General features: G+C 70.9%; 20 protein-coding genes. 1 reads left to right on the forward strand and 19 read right to left on the reverse strand.

What is annotated here, in order from left to right; all coding sequences use genetic code 11:
- Window positions 1-94 precede the first annotated feature (94 nt).
- From ABTY56_RS08155 to ABTY56_RS08230, 16 genes are all read right to left on the reverse strand, one after another.
- Complete coding sequence (locus tag ABTY56_RS08155; protein WP_350627538.1) at window positions 95-1,354, reverse strand: DUF3631 domain-containing protein; 1,260 nt, start codon at window positions 1,352-1,354, stop codon at window positions 95-97.
- A gap of 80 nt (window positions 1,355-1,434) precedes the next feature.
- Window positions 1,435-2,304: a bifunctional DNA primase/polymerase gene (locus ABTY56_RS08160; RefSeq protein ID WP_350627539.1), complete on the reverse strand. Its 870-nt coding sequence runs from the start codon at window positions 2,302-2,304 to the stop codon at window positions 1,435-1,437.
- A gap of 372 nt (window positions 2,305-2,676) precedes the next feature.
- Window positions 2,677-3,441 (reverse strand): class I SAM-dependent methyltransferase, encoded by a 765-nt coding sequence (locus ABTY56_RS08165; protein ID WP_350627540.1) that lies wholly within the window; start codon window positions 3,439-3,441, stop codon window positions 2,677-2,679.
- Complete coding sequence (locus ABTY56_RS08170) at window positions 3,438-4,028, reverse strand: hypothetical protein (protein WP_350627541.1); 591 nt, start codon at window positions 4,026-4,028, stop codon at window positions 3,438-3,440. Before ABTY56_RS08170 ends, ABTY56_RS08165 begins: the two co-directional genes overlap by 4 nt.
- A gap of 182 nt (window positions 4,029-4,210) precedes the next feature.
- A complete protein-coding gene (locus ABTY56_RS08175; protein WP_350627542.1) occupies window positions 4,211-4,384 on the reverse strand; it encodes a hypothetical protein in 174 nt (57 codons plus the stop codon).
- Between the two features lie 14 nt (window positions 4,385-4,398).
- Window positions 4,399-4,833 (reverse strand): hypothetical protein, encoded by a 435-nt coding sequence (locus ABTY56_RS08180; protein ID WP_350627543.1) that lies wholly within the window; start codon window positions 4,831-4,833, stop codon window positions 4,399-4,401.
- Between the two features lie 32 nt (window positions 4,834-4,865).
- Window positions 4,866-5,057: a hypothetical protein gene (locus ABTY56_RS08185; protein ID WP_350627544.1), complete on the reverse strand. Its 192-nt coding sequence runs from the start codon at window positions 5,055-5,057 to the stop codon at window positions 4,866-4,868.
- A gap of 222 nt (window positions 5,058-5,279) precedes the next feature.
- Window positions 5,280-7,334, reverse strand: coding sequence for a plasmid transfer protein TraB (traB, locus tag ABTY56_RS08190; RefSeq protein ID WP_350627545.1), 2,055 nt, complete (start codon window positions 7,332-7,334; stop codon window positions 5,280-5,282).
- Window positions 7,335-7,458: 124 nt separating this feature from the next.
- On the reverse strand, window positions 7,459-8,070 hold the full coding sequence (traA, locus tag ABTY56_RS08195; protein ID WP_350627546.1) for a plasmid transfer protein TraA: 612 nt from the start codon (window positions 8,068-8,070) through the stop codon (window positions 7,459-7,461).
- 20 nt (window positions 8,071-8,090) lie between these two features.
- Window positions 8,091-8,612: a hypothetical protein gene (locus tag ABTY56_RS08200; protein ID WP_350627547.1), complete on the reverse strand. Its 522-nt coding sequence runs from the start codon at window positions 8,610-8,612 to the stop codon at window positions 8,091-8,093.
- A gap of 18 nt (window positions 8,613-8,630) precedes the next feature.
- Window positions 8,631-8,870 (reverse strand): hypothetical protein, encoded by a 240-nt coding sequence (locus ABTY56_RS08205; protein WP_350627548.1) that lies wholly within the window; start codon window positions 8,868-8,870, stop codon window positions 8,631-8,633.
- Window positions 8,871-8,884: 14 nt separating this feature from the next.
- A complete protein-coding gene (locus tag ABTY56_RS08210) occupies window positions 8,885-9,094 on the reverse strand; it encodes a hypothetical protein (protein ID WP_350627549.1) in 210 nt (69 codons plus the stop codon).
- Window positions 9,095-9,109: 15 nt separating this feature from the next.
- The gene (locus ABTY56_RS08215; protein ID WP_350627550.1) at window positions 9,110-9,484 is read right to left on the reverse strand and encodes an RRQRL motif-containing zinc-binding protein; all 375 of its coding nucleotides are present in this window, start codon (window positions 9,482-9,484) and stop codon (window positions 9,110-9,112) included.
- Window positions 9,481-10,485: a hypothetical protein gene (locus tag ABTY56_RS08220; RefSeq protein ID WP_350627551.1), complete on the reverse strand. Its 1,005-nt coding sequence runs from the start codon at window positions 10,483-10,485 to the stop codon at window positions 9,481-9,483. The genes ABTY56_RS08215 and ABTY56_RS08220 overlap by 4 nt, the downstream gene beginning before the upstream one ends.
- Window positions 10,486-10,517: 32 nt before the next feature.
- Window positions 10,518-10,883, reverse strand: coding sequence for a WhiB family transcriptional regulator (locus ABTY56_RS08225; protein ID WP_350627552.1), 366 nt, complete (start codon window positions 10,881-10,883; stop codon window positions 10,518-10,520).
- Complete coding sequence (locus ABTY56_RS08230; RefSeq protein ID WP_350627553.1) at window positions 10,883-11,149, reverse strand: hypothetical protein; 267 nt, start codon at window positions 11,147-11,149, stop codon at window positions 10,883-10,885. Before ABTY56_RS08230 ends, ABTY56_RS08225 begins: the two co-directional genes overlap by 1 nt.
- A 946-nt stretch (window positions 11,150-12,095) precedes the next feature.
- On the opposite strand from ABTY56_RS08230, the gene ABTY56_RS08235 reads away from it, so the two are divergent.
- Window positions 12,096-12,518, forward strand: coding sequence for a GntR family transcriptional regulator (locus tag ABTY56_RS08235; RefSeq protein WP_350627554.1), 423 nt, complete (start codon window positions 12,096-12,098; stop codon window positions 12,516-12,518).
- A 1-nt stretch (window position 12,519) separates the two neighbouring features.
- Here ABTY56_RS08235 and ABTY56_RS08240 read toward each other — a convergent pair whose 3' ends face one another.
- The 3 genes from ABTY56_RS08240 to ABTY56_RS08250 are packed head-to-tail and all read right to left on the reverse strand — an operon-like array spanning window position 12,520 to window position 15,984.
- Window positions 12,520-13,458, reverse strand: coding sequence for an NAD-dependent epimerase/dehydratase family protein (locus ABTY56_RS08240; RefSeq protein ID WP_350627555.1), 939 nt, complete (start codon window positions 13,456-13,458; stop codon window positions 12,520-12,522).
- Between the two features lie 11 nt (window positions 13,459-13,469).
- Complete coding sequence (locus tag ABTY56_RS08245) at window positions 13,470-15,071, reverse strand: helix-turn-helix domain-containing protein (protein WP_350627556.1); 1,602 nt, start codon at window positions 15,069-15,071, stop codon at window positions 13,470-13,472.
- Between the two features lie 55 nt (window positions 15,072-15,126).
- Window positions 15,127-15,984 carry a TIR domain-containing protein gene (locus ABTY56_RS08250; protein WP_350627708.1) on the reverse strand — a complete coding sequence of 286 codons (858 nt, stop codon included), beginning with the start codon at window positions 15,982-15,984 and terminating at the stop codon, window positions 15,127-15,129.
- Between the last annotated feature and the right edge of the window lie 196 nt (window positions 15,985-16,180).

A 16,180-nucleotide genomic window follows, 5' to 3' on the forward strand; every position in this document is an offset into this window, starting at 1 on the left:
CCTCCCTGGTCAGGGGCATGTTTTTGGTAGCGGATTGGGTAGCGGTAGCGGATTGGTGCCGCTCCCGCCGCGGCGGGCGGGAGCGGCGGACGGCCTACGGCGCGGCGGCGGCCGGGGTGGCGGGTAGCGGTTCGGTATCCGCTACCTCGGGCGTATCCGCTACCGGAAACAGGGCCCTGACCTGCGCGGTAGCGGCAGTAGCGGCAGTAGCGGATTCCTGGGAACGAAGGGGACAGGGCGGGCAGTACCGCAGCCACGCGTCGGACAGGTCCGCGGCGTAGTAGCCCTTCGCCGAACTCTTCGGGCCGGTCTTGATGTTGCGGGGCTTGATGGGGTCGTTGTCGGCGGTGACGTAGTCGCCGAGCATGCGGGCGAGGGCGCGGGCGGTGATGGGCTTGCCGTCGAGGTCGGCCCACGGCGCGTCGTCCAGCTCGGCGAGCTTGCTGAGCAGGTCGGCGCTGAGCATGCGCTCGGCGCCGTCGAAGATGTCCCGCAGGTCCGTGAGGAGGCGGATGCCGACGCTGCCCTTGTCGTTGGCCTTGGCGGCAGTGACGAGTTGGACGCACGCGGCGCGGGCGCGCTTGGGCCACTGTCCGCCGGCGGCGTCGGCGACGGCGATCAGGGGCTCCCACACGTCGGCGGGCCGGTCGCTGATGCCCTCGGGCAGCTCGGGCCACGCGTCGTGGAGCTGGTCGCGGACGGTGTTGGCCCAGGCAGCGAGGCGGTCGCGCAGGGTGTTGCTCTCGGCCTTGTGGATGCGCTCCCGGTACGCCTCGACCCGCTCGTTGGGGGCCCGGCGGCGCATCCGGATGATGACGGAGCGGCTCATGATGGTGTCGGGCAGGTCGCCGAGACCGGCAGTTGCGAGGGCGGAGTAGACGGGGAACGGCTGGACGGTCTGGGTGGAGCCGTCCCCGACGCACCGGTAGACGACGCCGCCTCGGCGGTGGCCGGCGTTGATGAGGCCGCGCAGATCCTCGTTGCCCGCCGCTTTGGGGCCGAAGACGGTGTCGATCTCGTCGAGCAGGACGGTCGGGCGGGCGTCGGCGTCGGACATCGAGCGGAACAGCGCGGCCGGGCTGACATCGGTGGTGATCATCGGCCGGGGGACGAGGCCGTCGATGATCTCCAGGGAACGGGTCTTGCCGGAGCCGGGTTCCGGGGAGAGGAACGCGATGCGCGGGGTGGATTCGAAGCAGTCGAGCAGGTGGGTGTGGGCGTCCCAGAGCACGACGGCGACGTAGGCGGCTTCGCTGGGGAAGACGTTGAAGCGGCGGTGGTGGGCTTCGACGGCGTCGAGCACGGCGGCACCGTCCTCGGTAGTGGTCGTGACGGACGCGGTGGGATCGGTCATGCTTGCCTCTCCGGTCTGTTGGGGCTGGATGGGAGCGGGCCGCCGGTCTTTGGCGAGAGGGGCGGCCCGCTTCGAGCAGGTCAGGCAGCGCAGGCGCCGGCGGCGGTGAAGCCGCGGTCGACGGCGCGAGTGGCGTAGTCGTGCGGGACGCCGACGTTGACGGCGGCGTCGATGAGCTGCCAGGCGATGGTGTCGAGGCCACAGGGGCCGGGACAGCGGGTGTGCTGGGCAGCGAGGAAGCGGGCGACGCCGAAGGCCTGCGATCCGGCGCCGCTCTCCGGGCAATCCGCGATTTTGGCGAGACCTCGTTGCAGCCCGGTGTGGATGTAGCGGTCGGTGTGTCGGCACCCGCTGCCCACCGTGCGGGTCCAGGGCGGCGAGGGTGAAGAAGCCACCCGCCCCCCGCTCGGCGGCGGGGTGGTCTCTTCCCTGACCACCAGGGCACGGACGGCGTCGGGCAGCGGCACCATGACGCCGGTTCCGTAGCCGAGCCAACGGGCATACGCCACGGCCGACTTGATGTCGACGCCGGGACGGACGGCGTTGGCCGAGACTGTGGCGCCCCGGTAGACCCAGTGCTCGCCGCGGGTGGTGGGCACGGTGAGCGTCGGGGGTAGGGCGGTGCGGGCCCACGCGACGGCGGCGGCGTTGTCGAGGTCGACCACGGTCAGGCCGGCGCCGCCCGGGTGGTAGGCGACCGCTTCGGCCTCCCGCCAGGCCCGCAGCCACAGCGGGCTGGCCAGGACGGTGGGGTCTGTGGTGGCAGCGGCCCACGCGTGGCACGGCGCCGGGCACGTGCACGGGCCCGGCACCTTCATGTTCGGCCGCCCGCCGCACGCGAGGGCTTCACAGGCCGGGCAGTTGCCGACCGGGCGTTTCCCGGCCCGAAGTGGCAGCACCGGAAGGCCGAGCCGGGTCAGGTCGAGAGCGAGTCGGAGGATGGGGGTCACGCCGGTCTCCAGACGTCGGCGGGGGCTGCTCGGCGGCGTGCTGTTCGGCGCAGACCTTGTGCGCGGGTCTGCGCTGCTCGTCGCGAAGCGGGGTGGGGCGACGGCACCAGCGACAGGGCCGAGGGCCGGTGCGGTCGAAGTGGGAAGCGTCGCGCCAGTCCAGGAAGGCGGACACGGTTGCCAGCCCGGCCGGTCAGCGGTGGCCAGCAGACCAGCAGCCGGGACAGATGTCCCGGCCGCCGGGGCGCTGGTGCCATCCGTCCGGGCGCCGGAGTTGGCGGACATCGTTGGCAGTTCGGGCCGCGGGGTGGTGGATCTCGGGTGCGTCGCAGTCGGGGCCGTCGCAGTGAACGATCGGGATGTTGTAAGTGCTCACGCGGCGCTCCTGGCGGGGGCTGCGTGGAGCTGGCGGGCGGCCTGCTGGCCGATGACCTGGCTGTAGTCCGGGGGGATGGCTTCGGCGATCTCGCGGCGGTCGGTGGTCCAGTGGATGCCCATGGCGTCCTGCCACTGGGGCACGCTGCCCTTGCCGCCGCCGTTGCCGTAGACCTGGAAGTAGCGGCCCTGTTCGGGGCTGACGTACCGGCCGTGTCGGTAGCCGATGGTCAGGCCCCGGTGCGGGACGTGCGGCGGCTGGTCGAGGACGAGGCCGCCGCCGGCTTCGAAGTTGCGGTGCCGGAGCACGCGCAGGCCGAACATCTCCCCGCACAGCGTGAGGTCGACCCGCATGCGCTTGGAGGCGCGGCCTGGGGGCTGCTCGATCACGTACGGGCGGCCGGTGGACTCCAGCGCGGCGCGGGTGGGTTCGAGCAGGTCGGCGTACCGGTCGCGGCGGGCGGCGTTGGTGCCCGCGGTGAGCGTGCAGTCGTACTGGCAGGGCGGTCCGGCGGAGATCAGGTCGAACCGGCGGCCGTGGGCGGCGATGGTCTCGACGGCGTCCCCTTGCAGGAACGGGAAGGGGTAGTTCGGCTGGTCGAGGATGTCGACGCCGACGATGTCGAACCCGGCCAGCCAGAACCCCATGCCGGCGCCGCCGATGTTGCAGTATGCGTCCAGCACGGTCATGCCGTTCCACGGCCGCGCGGGCAGCCACTCGGCCGCCGGGCGCAGGGCGAGGGAGAGGCCCGGGGCGCTCACCGGGCACCGCCAAGAAGGTCGGCAACGAGCGGGGCGAGGTGCGCGTTGGCGTACTCGGCGAGGGCGCCGACCACGGTCTTGGCCTGGTGGGTGAGCGTGTGGCCGGGGCGGGCCGTGGTGGGGGTGATGAGGATGCTGTCCGGGATCGGGAGGAGCACGGTGGCGGTGACCAGGACGGCGGGGCGGTCGGTGCGCTCCGGGCTGACCAGCACGGGCCACGGCTCGTTCGAGCGGGACCACGGGGCGCGCTCCCAGTCCAGCGGCCGCCCGGCGGGGCGGCGGGTGAGCGCGGAGTGCCGAAGGCCGACCTTCGCGCAGAAGTGGGCACAGTCGTCGTGGTCGACGTAGACCTCGACCCGGTCGAGGTCGGGCCGGACGACCGCATAGCCGGGGGCCATGACGGGGGAGGTGGCCGTGCGCCACGCGGCGGCGGCGAAGTCGACCGGCCGGAGCGGCTGGTCGTCGTCGTGGAAGTCGGCGGCGTGGTGGGCGATGTAGGCGCCGTAGCGGGAGTGGCCGTCGCTGGCGTTCTCGCGGTCGGCGGTGTCGTCAACGATGACGAGCGTGGAGCGGTCGAAGTCGGGCATGCTGATTCCATCTCCGTGAAGGGGATACACAGCCCCGCACCGGCCGGCTCTCTGCCAAGAACAGACGGCCGGGGCGGGGCTTCGTGCTGCACGGCAGCGGGTCTGCCGGTCCCCCGCACCGTCCGGGCCCCGGCCGCTGGCTGCGGCGGTGGTCCGGGCGGCACGGCCGGTTGGGCAGGCAGTCAGTGGTGCGGGCCCTCGCACTGGGCGTCCGGGCAGGAACAGCCGGAGCACTCGGGACAGACGTCGTCCTCGCACGCCTCGCACAGCCAGTGGCCGGGGCACTCCTCGTTGGCGCATTCGTCGCAGTAGTGACCAGGGCAGCCCCAGTCGTCGCACTCGTCGCAGTAGGACACGGGAATCTCCAAGGTCAGCGGTTGCGGTTGGTGACGTTGACGCTCACGTTCACGGCGCCCTGCCCACCCCGGCCCCCGCCGCCCCCGCTGTTCTTGAGGAGGTAGGCGACGCCGAGTGCGGCGACGAGCAGGCCGAGGCCGGTGGTGGCGGTGGCGAGGGTCTGGAGCAGGAAGCCGACGCCGAGGCCTGCGCCGCCGATGCCGATGCCGCCCGCGAGCAGGCGGGCGGGCCACGGGTCCCGTGCCGGAACCGGCGCCGGGAGCGTGGCGGGGGCGTGCTGGGCGGGCAGGTAGCCGGAGGCGGGGTGGTGGATCGGGGCCGGTAGCTGTGCGGCCGGCTGGTAGAGGGCGAGGGGCGCGGGGGCGGGTTGGGTGGCGTAGTAGGGGGTGCCGTCCTGGGTGTAGAGCACCGGGGCGGTGAACGGTTGCGGGTTGGCGGTGTGGTCCACGGTGCTTCTCCTGTCGGCGGGGCGGGGGTGGGTCAGTGGATGGTGGAGACGTAGTTGGCGAGGGAGGCGAGGGCGCCGTTCACGGGTTTGGCGAGGCCGGTGCCGGCGGCGGTGAAGCCGGACAGCCACACCAGGACGGCGCTGCCGACGCTGACGCGCTGGGCGCGGACGAGGACGACGGTGATGACGGCGAACAGCAGGGCGGAGGAGATGGAGACGATCACGGCGGAGGGTCCTTCCGGGCGCCCCGGGGGCGGTTTCGGGGTGTGGTCGAGCGGTGCGGGAGGGGGTGTCAGAGGCGTGCGGGGCGGGGGTGTCAGAAGCGTCAGGAAGGGGTGTCAGACGCGTCAGACACCCCTCGCGCGCACGCGTTACCTGGGGAAAACGGCCCGTTCGGTGTCAGGGCCGTCTGACGCGTCAGACGCGTCAGGGCCGTCAGAAGCGGTTCAGGCGGCGGCCGGCTGGAGCGGGATGATCTCGTAGCGTCCGACCTCGTCGGTCTCGCGCAGGCGGCCGGAGTCGACCATCTCGGAGACCTGTCCGGACACCCAGCTGCGGCCTCGGTTGAAGCGGTCGCAGTACTCCATGAAGTCGGCCGGGCCGACCTCGGTACGGCCCTCGGACTCGAACTCGGCCAGCAGCTCGCCCATGATCTTCTTGGCCTCGTTCTTGCCGACCCGGGTGCGCGGCGGGATCTCCGGCGGGGCGATCTCCACCACGTGCTCGACGGGCGGGAGTTCGGCGTCCGGGTCGATCCACCCGTCCTCGTCGCCGTCGGCCTCCTCGGGGTCGATGTCGTAGTCGTAGTCCACCGCGGCGTTCTCCTCGTCGTAGATCCCGCCGTCGTCGCCGTCCTCGACGGGTGGGGCGGGGAGGGGGTAGCGGGTGCGCTGGGTGAAGGCGGGGCCGACTGCGTTCGCGGCGGCCTTGGCGGTGACCGGGTCGCACTGGGCACGGAGGTGGGCGAACTCGGCGACGGCCCAGTTCATGGCGTCCACCGGGGTGAGGTAGCCGCGGCCGGGGGTGGCCCAGAAGGTCTCCGGGATGCCGTTGGCAACCAGGTAGGAGTAACCAGGCTTCTTGTCCTTCCACACCTGCGGCGCTGCTCCGGCGTCCATGGCCTCGTCGGGCAGGGCGAACTGCGCGTCCCGGTCGTCTCGCAGGCCGAACACCCAGCTGGAGCCGAGGGAGGCACGGGTGTCGGTGCTGAGCTGGGTGTGGGAGGCACGCTGCATCGAGACGACCAGGGACATCCCGGCGGAACGGGCTTCCTGGGCCGGGCCGGTGAAGACGTCGTCGTCGGTCTCACGGAGAGTCTTGGCGGCCTCTTCGAACCAGGCGATGAGGTAGGGCATGCCCGGGGAGCCGTCGGCCTGTGTCTCGGCGCATGCGGGTTCCCACTGCTTGTACCCGTACTTGGCCAGCCAGGACGTGCGGGCCGGGATGACGGCCTTGAGTGCAGTGATCATGGCCTTGGTGTCGTCCATGGTGAGCGCGGCCCAGTCGAGCGCCGGCAGCAGCGGGCCGAGAGTCTGCTCGGACTTGGCCGGGTCGGACGCCCACACGATCACATCGCGGCGGGTGATGACCTCGGTCAGCGCGGTCAGGCCGCCCTCGGACTTCCCGGAGCCGGTCATCCCCATGATCAGCAGGTGCATCGCGTTGCGCTGCGCTTCCGGGTCTCCGGGGAAGAACATCGCCATGTCGGCGCCGTCCTCGTAGATCCCGGTGTGGACCGGGTCGGCGATCGACCCGCCCGGGTGCGAGGGGCCCGGGTAGGGCATGCCGGCCTTGAGCAGGTCATGGGGGACGACGGTGAGCGTCGTGCGGGACGAGTCGTCCGGGTCCGGGGTCGTACGCAGGGCGTTCTTGGCGACCCGCAGCGCTCCGGCCAGCTTCGGCAACGCCTTCGAGACGTCGTCCGGCGTCAACTCCCCACCGGGAAGCTGAAGTTCGAACTCGGCCTTGTTGGGCTGCACCTTGGCGGAGGTGACCAGGGTCTTGGCGAGACCGACCTTCTCCAACAGCCCCTTGTCGCCGTCGTTCGGCGTGCCGTCGGGGTTGACCCGCAGCAGCTGACGGATGTTCCACGTCGCCGCGAGCGCCGGTCCCCCTATCAGGTAGAGGCTCGGCAGGGGGCCGGCCGCGGGCCCGGCGAGGGCCGCGGCGGTGAACCACGACGTCCCCGCGGCGACCGTGATCGCGGAGTGCAGACGGCGCTGCTGGCTGGTCGGCTTGCCCGCCCACCAGGTGGCGGCGGTGAGACCGAGGGAGGCGAGGGTGAGCCCGACCGCACCGGCCGCCGACTCACCCCACATGGCGTATGCCGGGAGGGAGAGGATGCCGGTGCCGCCCGCGACGATCCACGGCGGAAGGTAGGGCTTCATGCGGTGGAGCAGGTACTCGCCGACACCGCCGGCGTGCTGGTTGGGGTCGAGCTGCAGGTACCCGGCCTGCTGGCCGGTGTCGAGGTGCGCGACGGGCTGAGGCTGGCGGCGCATGGGCGGTCTCCCTGGGCTGCGGGGCGTGGGGTGGGGCCCGGCCGGGGCAGCGCGCGGCACAGCTCACCCGACCGGCTGGGCGGGGGCGGTGCGCGCCCTGCCCCGGCCGGGGATCAGAGCGGGATCAGCCGAAGTCGAAGCGGCGGCGGGGCTGGCGGGGCTTGGCCACGCGGGAGATCTCCGGGTCGTACTCGCGCTGGAACGCGGCGTAGGTGCGGGCGATCTCGGCGGCGCAGTCCTTCGCGTCGTCGGCGGCCTTCTTCAGGTGCTTGGCCACCCGCCGGGCGCGGGTCAGGGAGCCGAACGGCCGGCCGTCGGCGTCGGGGACCTCCTTGAGCACGGCGCTCAGCAGCTCGTGCGCCATGGCGAGGTCGAACGACACCTGCGACATGGCCCGGCGGCCCTGCTCGCAGTAGTTGCGCACGTCGGCGTTGGTGAAGAACTCCGGGTCGCCGAGCGGGGAGTACTCGCGCCCGCCGCCGCGCTGCCCGCCGCCGGACGGGCTGCCGATCGGGCCCGACGACGGACCGGGACCGCCGGGGCCACGGCCACCGCCGTACGCGGCGCCACCCCCGCCGCCGGCGGTGTTGCGGGTGTAGTTGAAGTGGTAGCTCGGCCCGACGCGGGTGCGGGAGTTGCCACCGGGCGGCGGCGGTGGGGTCTTCCCGCCGCCGGCGGAGTTGCCGGAGCGGCGCGGGGGCGGGAACGGGCTTCCGGGGTTGGGAGGGGTGCTCATCTGCTGTCTCCTCGGGGAGTTCAGTCGGTCTCGGCGGTGAGCGCGGTGGTGGCGAGCTTGCGGCGGTGCTGCCACCAGAGCGTCTGCGCGGTGACGGTGCCGGCCAGCCACGCGACGGCGAGCAGGCCGCTCGTGGGGCCGAACCAGACGGCCAGCGCCGACCAGCCGAGGCCGGCGGACAAGGCGGCGACGGAGCGGGTGCGGGTACGGGCCTTGCGGCGCACGGCCAGGGCCCACCCGGCGGGCAGCAGCACGGCCGGGACGGCGAGGGCGAGCGCGGCGGCCGGGACGGCGGACAGCGCACCGGCCGCCGCGAACACGCCGATCCCGGCCCAGACCGGAGCCCACGCGATGCGGCGGCGCCACAGTGCGCGGCCGGTCGCGAGGGCCAACCGGCCGCTCAGGGACGGCTGGTGGGGGACGACCAGCACGACGGGGGCGGTGCCCCGGCCGAGGTCGACCACGTGCGCCGCGGGAGCGCCCCGGCGCCTGAAGCCGCGCTGTGCGGGTATCTGCAGCTTGGTAGTGCGGATGCGTGCCATGACGGACCTCCGGGGCGGTCAGAGCCGGTAGGGCTCCAGCGAGAAGAACAGGACGTTGCCGCGGCCCAGCTCGGGCCGCTGCTGGGTCAGCCACTCCCGGATGTCCAGGTAGGCGCGTTCACGGTTGCTGCCGGGGGCGATGCTCAGGGTGCCGTTGTGGGTGACGACGGCGTAGCCGTTGGGCACCTGGTACTGGAGCGTGATCAGCCACGAGTGGGTGGGCTCGACGGCCGGGGCGGTGGTGGCGGTGTCGGACACGGTTCCTCCGTTGGTCAGCGGGTCTGCTGGATGAGGGAGCCGAGCAGCTCGGGGCGGTTGGTGGCGCCGAGCGAGCGGCCGGCGGAGGTGAACAGGTGCCACCAGTGGGCGGTGCCGTCGTCGTTGCTGGTGTGGGCGCACGTGAAGCCGTGGAGCGGGAAGACGTCCACGACGCGGGTCTGCTCGAACTCCGGCTGCGGGGCGGGGATGCGGTCGGTGCTCATCGGTTCTCCCTTGGGTCAGGCGGCGATCGAGTCGGGGGCGGCGCAGGTCAGACAAGTGCCGAGGTGCGCGGGCAGGACGTAGCCGGCGTCCGCGTGGCAGAGCGGGCAGGTGCGGCGCGCGGCGTTGGCCTTGGCGAGGGCGGCGGCCCGCGCGGGGGTCATCGGCCGGACCGGCTTGGCCAGCGCGAGGCGGTAGAGGTAGGCGGGGCGGGTGCCGCCGTAGCGGGAGCGCCACATGATCTGCGCGGCGACGTCCTGCCCGCCGGGGCGCAGGCCGCGGGCGCGCAGTTGGCGGCGGGTGAAGAGGCCACCCGGCGCCATGCGCCACGGGTAGGTGGGCGTACCGCCGTGGCGGGTGCCTTCGGGGTCCCAGTAACGGGGGCGGCTCATGCGGCGACCGCCTCGGCGTCGCCGTCCTGCTGCTCGTTGAGCCGCTTGTAGACGATGTTGACGTAGGCCGGGGAGCGGGTGGAGCGCCGTGCGGCTTCGCGCTGGGAGACCCGGTCGCGCCAGCACTCTTCGATCACGCGGGCGGCCTCGGCCTCGTCCAGCCGGATCGGCTCCGGCGAGTCGGTGTTCACCTGGTCGGCGTGGGCGTTCACCTCGTGCTCGGCGGTGAACGGTTCAGGCTCCGGGGTGTTCACCGGGTCCGGCCCGTCCGGGTACACCGGGCCGTCGATCACGTCGTCGCCCGGTTCCGGGGCCGGGTCGGCGATCGGCTCGGCAGGGTCGACCGCGGCGGGGTGAACGGGGGTGAGCGCCGGGTGAACGGGCTCGCTGTTCACCTTGTCTGCAGGGCCCGCCGGGAGCGCTTCCCGGGCGTCCGGAGCGGGTCCGGTCGGCACGGTCGCGACGGGCGGCGGAAGGAGGGTGAACGGCGCCGTCGGGAGGGTGAACAGCGGCACGTTCACCACCTGCCGGGCGGCCTGCGGGACCGTGGCCGGGCGGGTGCGGAGCGGCGGCTGGGATCGGCGCGCGAGGCGGGCCAGGGACCGGCGGTAGGCCGGTCCGGCCTCGGCGACGAGCAGCAGCAACAGCGGCGGGATCAGGTGGATCACCACGCCGACCAGGTCTTTCGCGAGGGCGGCGGCCCCGATGTTGAGCCAGACCGTGGCCAGCCCGGTGACCCACCGGAAGACGGCTGGCCAGCGTCCGGGCTTCACGCCGAAGCGGGACAGAGTGCTGTCCGCCTGGAGGCTCAGGATGAAGCACCCGTCGCCAGCGACCGCCATGACGGGGCCGGTGCCGTACCCGGTCGAATGGGCGTCGATGAACGGGGCGGCGGTGGACATGCTCACCGCGACCACCGCCCCCGTCAGCACCCACGTTCCGGCGCTGATCACCCGGGACGTGCGGCGGATCTGGGTCCGGGTGGGCACCTCGGTAAGCACCGGGTGAACACCCCCGCCGGAGCGGTGAACGTTCACCCGGCACCCCCGGCGTTCACCCGGGCCTGCGCGCGGGCCGTACGGCGGCGGAGGTTGGCGCGCTCGTTGGCGGTCAAGCCGCCGAAGACGCCGTGCGGCTCACGTCGCTCCATCGCGTCAGCCAGGCACAGCGACTTCACCGGGCAGCCGGCGCAGATCATCTTGGCGCGGCGCTCGGCCCATCCGGCGCCGATTTTGTCGGGGTCCGGGTAGAACACCTCAGTGTCGACGCCGACGCAGGCCGCGCCGCGCAAGTCGCCGCCGCCGTCCGGACGGTACTCGGCGAGTACCGTGGCTGCCGGCCGGGCGGCCAGGTGCGGAGTGCGGGTCGCGCCGTTGATCAGGCTGTGGAGCTGGGTCATCACGCCGCCGCCTTCCAGGTCAGCACCCAGCGGCGCTCGGCGGTGCGCATCAGCGCGGACGCGAATCGGGCGGCCGGTGCGGGCAGGTCCCGCAGGACCGCGCGGGCGACGTCGAGCCGGACCATCCGGTCCTCGTCGGAGCTGTCCGCGGTGCCGTCGAACAGCTCGGTGTCGACGCCGAAGCCGAAGTCGGCGCCGGTCCCGAAGGCCAGTTCCGCGAACTCCTCGGGGGTCGCGGCTTCCTGGCCTGCAACAATCAGTTTCATGGGTTCACCTCGTCCAATCGGGGGGCGAGCCCGCAGGGCCGCCGCGCGTACCTTGGCCGGGGGCGCGGTGGCCCGACTTATGCGGGCTGGGCTTCTCGTCGTTCACGAGCAGCCGCGGAACCCGACGCGGACCCGCCGCCGTGAGGGCGGCCAGCGCGCGTCGGGGACCGTGATCGCTGGTAACGCGACCGGAAGCGGTGAGCCCCGCCCGCTGTCAGCGGCGGGGCTGGGTACAGATCTGGGGCATGCCCATGGGCGCGCCTCCTCAGGTCGAAGCCCCTTGAAGGGCTGGCTGATTGGGGTTGCCCGTCCTACGGGCTGTCAGGTCTTTCGGGCCTGGTCCGGTGCCTCTCTCTGTTCGGCACCACAGGGCGGCACACTCCCCGGATCAGGGAGTGACGCGTGGCTCGCTGCCGCCAGCGACATCACCCGGTCGCCTCGGGGGCGGTCTGTCTCATCCCGCCACGTGCGCTGGCACTCCGCTGTACTTCCCCACACCCCCGAAGGGGTGGCATGCCACTGCGTAGGGGGAGAGCTTCGTTCATCGCGGCGGTTCGCCCCCGGTTCCTCAACCTAGGCGCCTACCGCGACCGCCGCCCTCGCGTCGGTCCCGCACGATCACTGTTCAGTTCTCAAGGGACTGCGCTTCCCTGGCCGACCCCGAGGAGCCGACTTCCGGGCGCATTTGTCCAGCTCAGGGCAGCCCAAAGAAGGGCCTCAAGAGCCGGTGGTTGTTGCAGCGGCCCCGCTGGTTCACAGGCCCGTTCTGCTGCGACAAGCCTGCTCCGACGCACAGCGCCAGACCAATGACGGCCTGTCATATGAGGCTTTCCGCCGGGGCGTTGCCTTCACAACCAACATGGTGCACCTAGTGCGCCAAGCTGGCAAGCGCTTCGCTGCGGCACACTGGTGCACTAAGTGCGATACGTCGACTGGAGGACCACTGGTGACCGAGTTCCAAGGCGCGCCGGCCTATCTCCAGCTAGCCGATGACCTGCGGGAACAGATCCGCAGCGGCAAGCTGGCCGCAGGCACCGCACTGTCGTCAACACAGAAGCTCATGGACAGCCACGGCGTGTCGAGCACCGTCGTGAAGAACGCCGTGTCCCTGCTTCGCGCAGAGGGCTACGTGATCGGACACCAAGGCAAGGGCGTGTTCGTCCAGCTCCCGCCGCGGTTGGCCGGGCACTCCCGGGGGGCCGCCGACTGGGCTGTGCCGGTGCTGCAAGCCAGCCAGGCGCTCGAACAAGCCCTACGCGAGTTGGCCCGCGGGGAAGGGAAGGGCACAGATGCCGAAGCGGCTCTCCAGCGCTGGCGGGCCGCGTTCGATGCGCTTCCCGACAGCCTGAAGAGCCGCTTGGCGGAGTAGATCAGAGATCGTCGTGGCTGGTTGCCGCCCACCCGTCTCGGATCAGGTCCTGGAGGCCGGACCGCTCGGGCTTCCATCCGAGCTCGGCTGTGATCCGGGTGAGGTCGGCGACCAGCCGGGGCGGTTCCGGCTGCGGAGGGCGGTGAACCACCGGCACAGGCCGTCCAGTGACCTGCTCCACGGCATCGACTATCTCGCGCATGCTCGCCGGAGTTGCGCCCACGTTGTAGGACCGGTGCGCGAACTTCCCGGCGTGCAGCGCCAACACGTACGCGCGGGCCAGGTCATCCACGTGAACGAAGTCGCGGACAGCGCTCCCGTCGCCGTTCATCTCCAAGTGTGGGTAGCGGCCGGCCGCCACGGCCAGCGCCTTCGGGATGATCCGGGAGTCGTCAGCGTCCGCCACCCCACCCACCGAGCCCGCGATGTTGAAGCACCGCAGGCTCACCGCCCGGACGGTGCCGCGCTCACCTTCGAGCTTCAGCAACTCGTCTGCGGCGAGCTTCGAGATGCCATACGGATTGCCCGGAGCAGGCACGACGTCCTCACCGATGGGCTGCTGGTCAGGGGCCCCGTAGATCGCGGCCGTCGAACCGAGCACGACCACAGGGCGATCCGTGGCAGCTCGACCGGGCAGCGCTGCCAGCAGGGCCGCGGTGCCGTTGACGTTCACGTCGTGGTACTCGTCGGGCATCTCGAAGGACTCGCGCACCCGCGTGAGCGCGGCCAGGTGGCAGACGGCGTGCACGCCGCGCACGGCCGATGCCACGGCCTGCTCGTCGCGGATGTCGCCGTGGACCACATCGGCCACCGGCAGCTCGGGGAGCGGGGCGCCCGGGGGTCGATGGGTCAGGGCAACTACCTCGTGGCCCGCCTCGACAAGTCGCCGGACAACCGCGTTGCCGACGAAGCCGAAGGCACCCGTCACGAGTACGCGCACGGATTTCCTCCTCAGTTCAGGATCAGTCCGCGATGCTGCCACGCCAGGTCGAGGCACGCGGCGGCGGCAGACGCGAGCGGTTCATTCTCCAGCAGGTGGCGAATGTTGGCCTCGGTGAAGTCGATCCCCCCGGCGCTGCCCGTGCCGGCAATGACGCTGCCCTCGGTGTTGCGGGAGACCATGCCGGAGAACACCGCGTCGTACACGTCGGCGTCGATGACCACGACGCTAAGGATCTCACCCGCCAGCGTGAGCGGGTCCAAGCCGATCCCGAAGCAGTACGGCCGCACCTTGCCCGCGCGCCGGGCCTCGTTGAGCGTGCGGAACGGCTCGACCCCGTCGTAGTCGATGGGCTCGCCGCTGCTGCCGTCGGCTTCCGGGTCGCCCAGGAACTCCTCCGCGTACTCGCGGAGGACGTTGCGCCAGAGATCGAAGTCGTTCGACTGGTCCCACGGCATCACCGAGGACGGCTGAAATACCCCGGCGGGCATGATGTGGTACGTCCCGCCGGCCAACGCCACGTTGCTCGCCGCTCGGTGGTGCAGCGGGAACGATGCCGTGCCGTCCGCGGCAAGCCGGATGGTCAGGGTGTCGATGGACGGCAGCAGCGGACGACGACCAAGGTCGAACGGGTCACCGACCAGCGCGCGGAACGGGAGCGCGTCCCAGTTCGGCTCCCCGATCCATGCGGGGTCGCTGCCGGTCGCCAGCCACGCGCCCGCCAGCTCGTGCGCCACGCCCTCGCAGACGTCCGCCATGTCGAAGTAGGTCGTGTAGCCGAACGACAGCTTGGGCCGCCCGTCGACCTGGGCCACGTGAAGCAGCCGGAAGCTCGGCCGGTTCACGAACAGCGACGGCCGGTCGACCATGCGGATGGCCTGCGAGTACCGGGCGAAACGCCCGCCGGTCGCAGCCAAGGGACGGACACCTTCAGACTCGGGCTCGGCGCCCACGACCGCCGGCGGAGCCGTCTGCGGCAACCACGTGAGGTTGATCTCGCCGAAGTCCAAGGGCTCCGGCCACATCCAGCCGGTCGTCGTGAGTACGGGGCTGTTCCCCGCACGGGCCACGTCCGGGTACAGCCGGGCGGCGGCGGTGGTGAGTTCGCTCCGGTGCCGGTTCAGGTCCCGGCGGGTCATCCGCCAACGGCGCTGTTCCTCGGCGGCGTCCTGCGGACCAGCCTCGCCACCGGCCGCCGAGACAACAGCCGCCTCGACGGCTGGCAGCAAACCCAACTCGTCCTCGGGCAGCCCCAACGCCTGAGCTAGGCGCCGAAGCTCATCCATGTCCTTGATCACGCGCTTCCCGCGCTCCAACAGCGAGACGTACGACTGGTCGTAGCCGAGCAGGTCAGCGAGGTCCTGTTGCTTCAGCTTGTGGAGCGCGCGGTAGGCCTTCAGGACGTCTCCGAGGTTGGACCCGTCCGGCGGCGCGGTGCGCTCGGCGGGGGCGGGGAGCCAGCTGACGGGCTTGGCCGCCGGGACGGCCTGCGCGACTGCGGCGGCCGGCCCGATCGCACGGCGGCACGGGCTGCACACGGTGTCGGTGTTGGTGCGGCTGAGCCTGGCGCCGCACCGGTTGCAGAGGGCAGCAGTCCTGCCAGTCGTGGTCATGAGGTCCCATTTCTCTCAAAGGGCCGACCGGTAAATTTGCCGAAGAGGCTTCAAATTAAAATGGATACTCCACGAGAACCCTTCCCTGCTTTGTTTTAATTTCCATATAGGGCAGGTTGAGCAGATTGCAAACCTCGCCAGCCGCCTGCCTCAATTGATCGCCCGAAAGGTTAATATTTGCCGGAATGGTTACAAAGAGTCCTGCGTCGGACACATCCGCCTCGAAATATTCAATCCCGCGCTCCCTTAGGGCGGTATCGACAGTTGCCCGCAGTCTTGTCCCCGACTTTCTGGGACCATTGAAGGAGCGCTCAAGCCTGGTCTCGATATCCACCAGTCGGCGCTCTTGCTGCCTCATCAGGAGTAGCACTTCTTCAACCATTTCAGCCTGGGGTCGCCGAGGCTCCAGATTAGAATCTGCAGCACCTCCAGACCTAATCTCTCCCAGCTCCTTCTCAAGGTCAGGCCAATACCTGTCGAAGGTTCGACGAACTCGATCAGGAGCAACCGCTGCCTCACGGAGGGCGTTATTGAGATCCAAGACTAGCTTGAGAACGTCATCACGGCTTTGGCTCGATGTCGCTTGAAACTGAGCCAGGGGACCCGTGAGGTCGGTGGGCTTAAGGTCAATCAGGAATGGCATGACATGCGCTTCGCTGATTTGCTTCGAGAGCGCCCCGGCTTCAAAGTTCACCCACTGTGACTGCTGGCTTCCTGCTGTCACGCAAATAATGCCAAAGTTGGCACCCTCCAGCTCATCGGATATCTCCCTAGACGCTCGGCTCCCCTTGGATATGTCCTGGGAAGATACCCACGGATCGAGCGCCTGCAGGACATCCGGAAGCCATCCCTTCAGGAGCTCGGCCACGCGCCTGGAAGTCTCGCCAGACCAACTCAGAAAAACCTTCAACATTTGCTCCTGATCCAACTAGCGAATGCTCATCAGTTCCACTTGTCGGTTTTTTAGCTCACCATATGAAGTTCGAATATACTCCAAAAATGGTTCCCCGGGGTGTCGAATTAGCAGATTCTCCAGCTCGCCTTCCTGTGTGCCATCGATAGCCAAGAAAGGCTCATAAGATGACGCATGGGCGCAGAATTCTAAAACC

Source organism: Kitasatospora sp. NPDC097691, assembly GCF_040302665.1.
Classification (GTDB): Bacteria; Actinomycetota; Actinomycetes; order Streptomycetales; family Streptomycetaceae; genus Kitasatospora.

Excerpts from the sequence above, each read along its gene's own strand:
- ABTY56_RS08155 (WP_350627538.1), bottom strand. The coding sequence starts at position 1,354 with ATGACCGATCCCACCGCGTCCGTCACGACCACTACCGAGGACGGTGCC.
- ABTY56_RS08170 (WP_350627541.1), bottom strand. The coding sequence starts at position 4,028 with ATGCCCGACTTCGACCGCTCCACGCTCGTCATCGTTGACGACACCGCC.
- traB (WP_350627545.1), bottom strand. The coding sequence starts at position 7,334 with ATGCGCCGCCAGCCTCAGCCCGTCGCGCACCTCGACACCGGCCAGCAG.
- traA (WP_350627546.1), bottom strand. The coding sequence starts at position 8,070 with ATGAGCACCCCTCCCAACCCCGGAAGCCCGTTCCCGCCCCCGCGCCGC.
- ABTY56_RS08200 (WP_350627547.1), bottom strand. The coding sequence starts at position 8,612 with ATGGCACGCATCCGCACTACCAAGCTGCAGATACCCGCACAGCGCGGC.
- ABTY56_RS08210 (WP_350627549.1), bottom strand. The coding sequence starts at position 9,094 with ATGAGCACCGACCGCATCCCCGCCCCGCAGCCGGAGTTCGAGCAGACC.
- ABTY56_RS08215 (WP_350627550.1), bottom strand. The coding sequence starts at position 9,484 with ATGAGCCGCCCCCGTTACTGGGACCCCGAAGGCACCCGCCACGGCGGT.
- ABTY56_RS08225 (WP_350627552.1), bottom strand. The coding sequence starts at position 10,883 with ATGACCCAGCTCCACAGCCTGATCAACGGCGCGACCCGCACTCCGCAC.
- ABTY56_RS08230 (WP_350627553.1), bottom strand. The coding sequence starts at position 11,149 with ATGAAACTGATTGTTGCAGGCCAGGAAGCCGCGACCCCCGAGGAGTTC.
- ABTY56_RS08245 (WP_350627556.1), bottom strand. The coding sequence starts at position 15,071 with ATGACCACGACTGGCAGGACTGCTGCCCTCTGCAACCGGTGCGGCGCC.
- ABTY56_RS08250 (WP_350627708.1), bottom strand. The coding sequence starts at position 15,984 with ATGTTGAAGGTTTTTCTGAGTTGGTCTGGCGAGACTTCCAGGCGCGTG.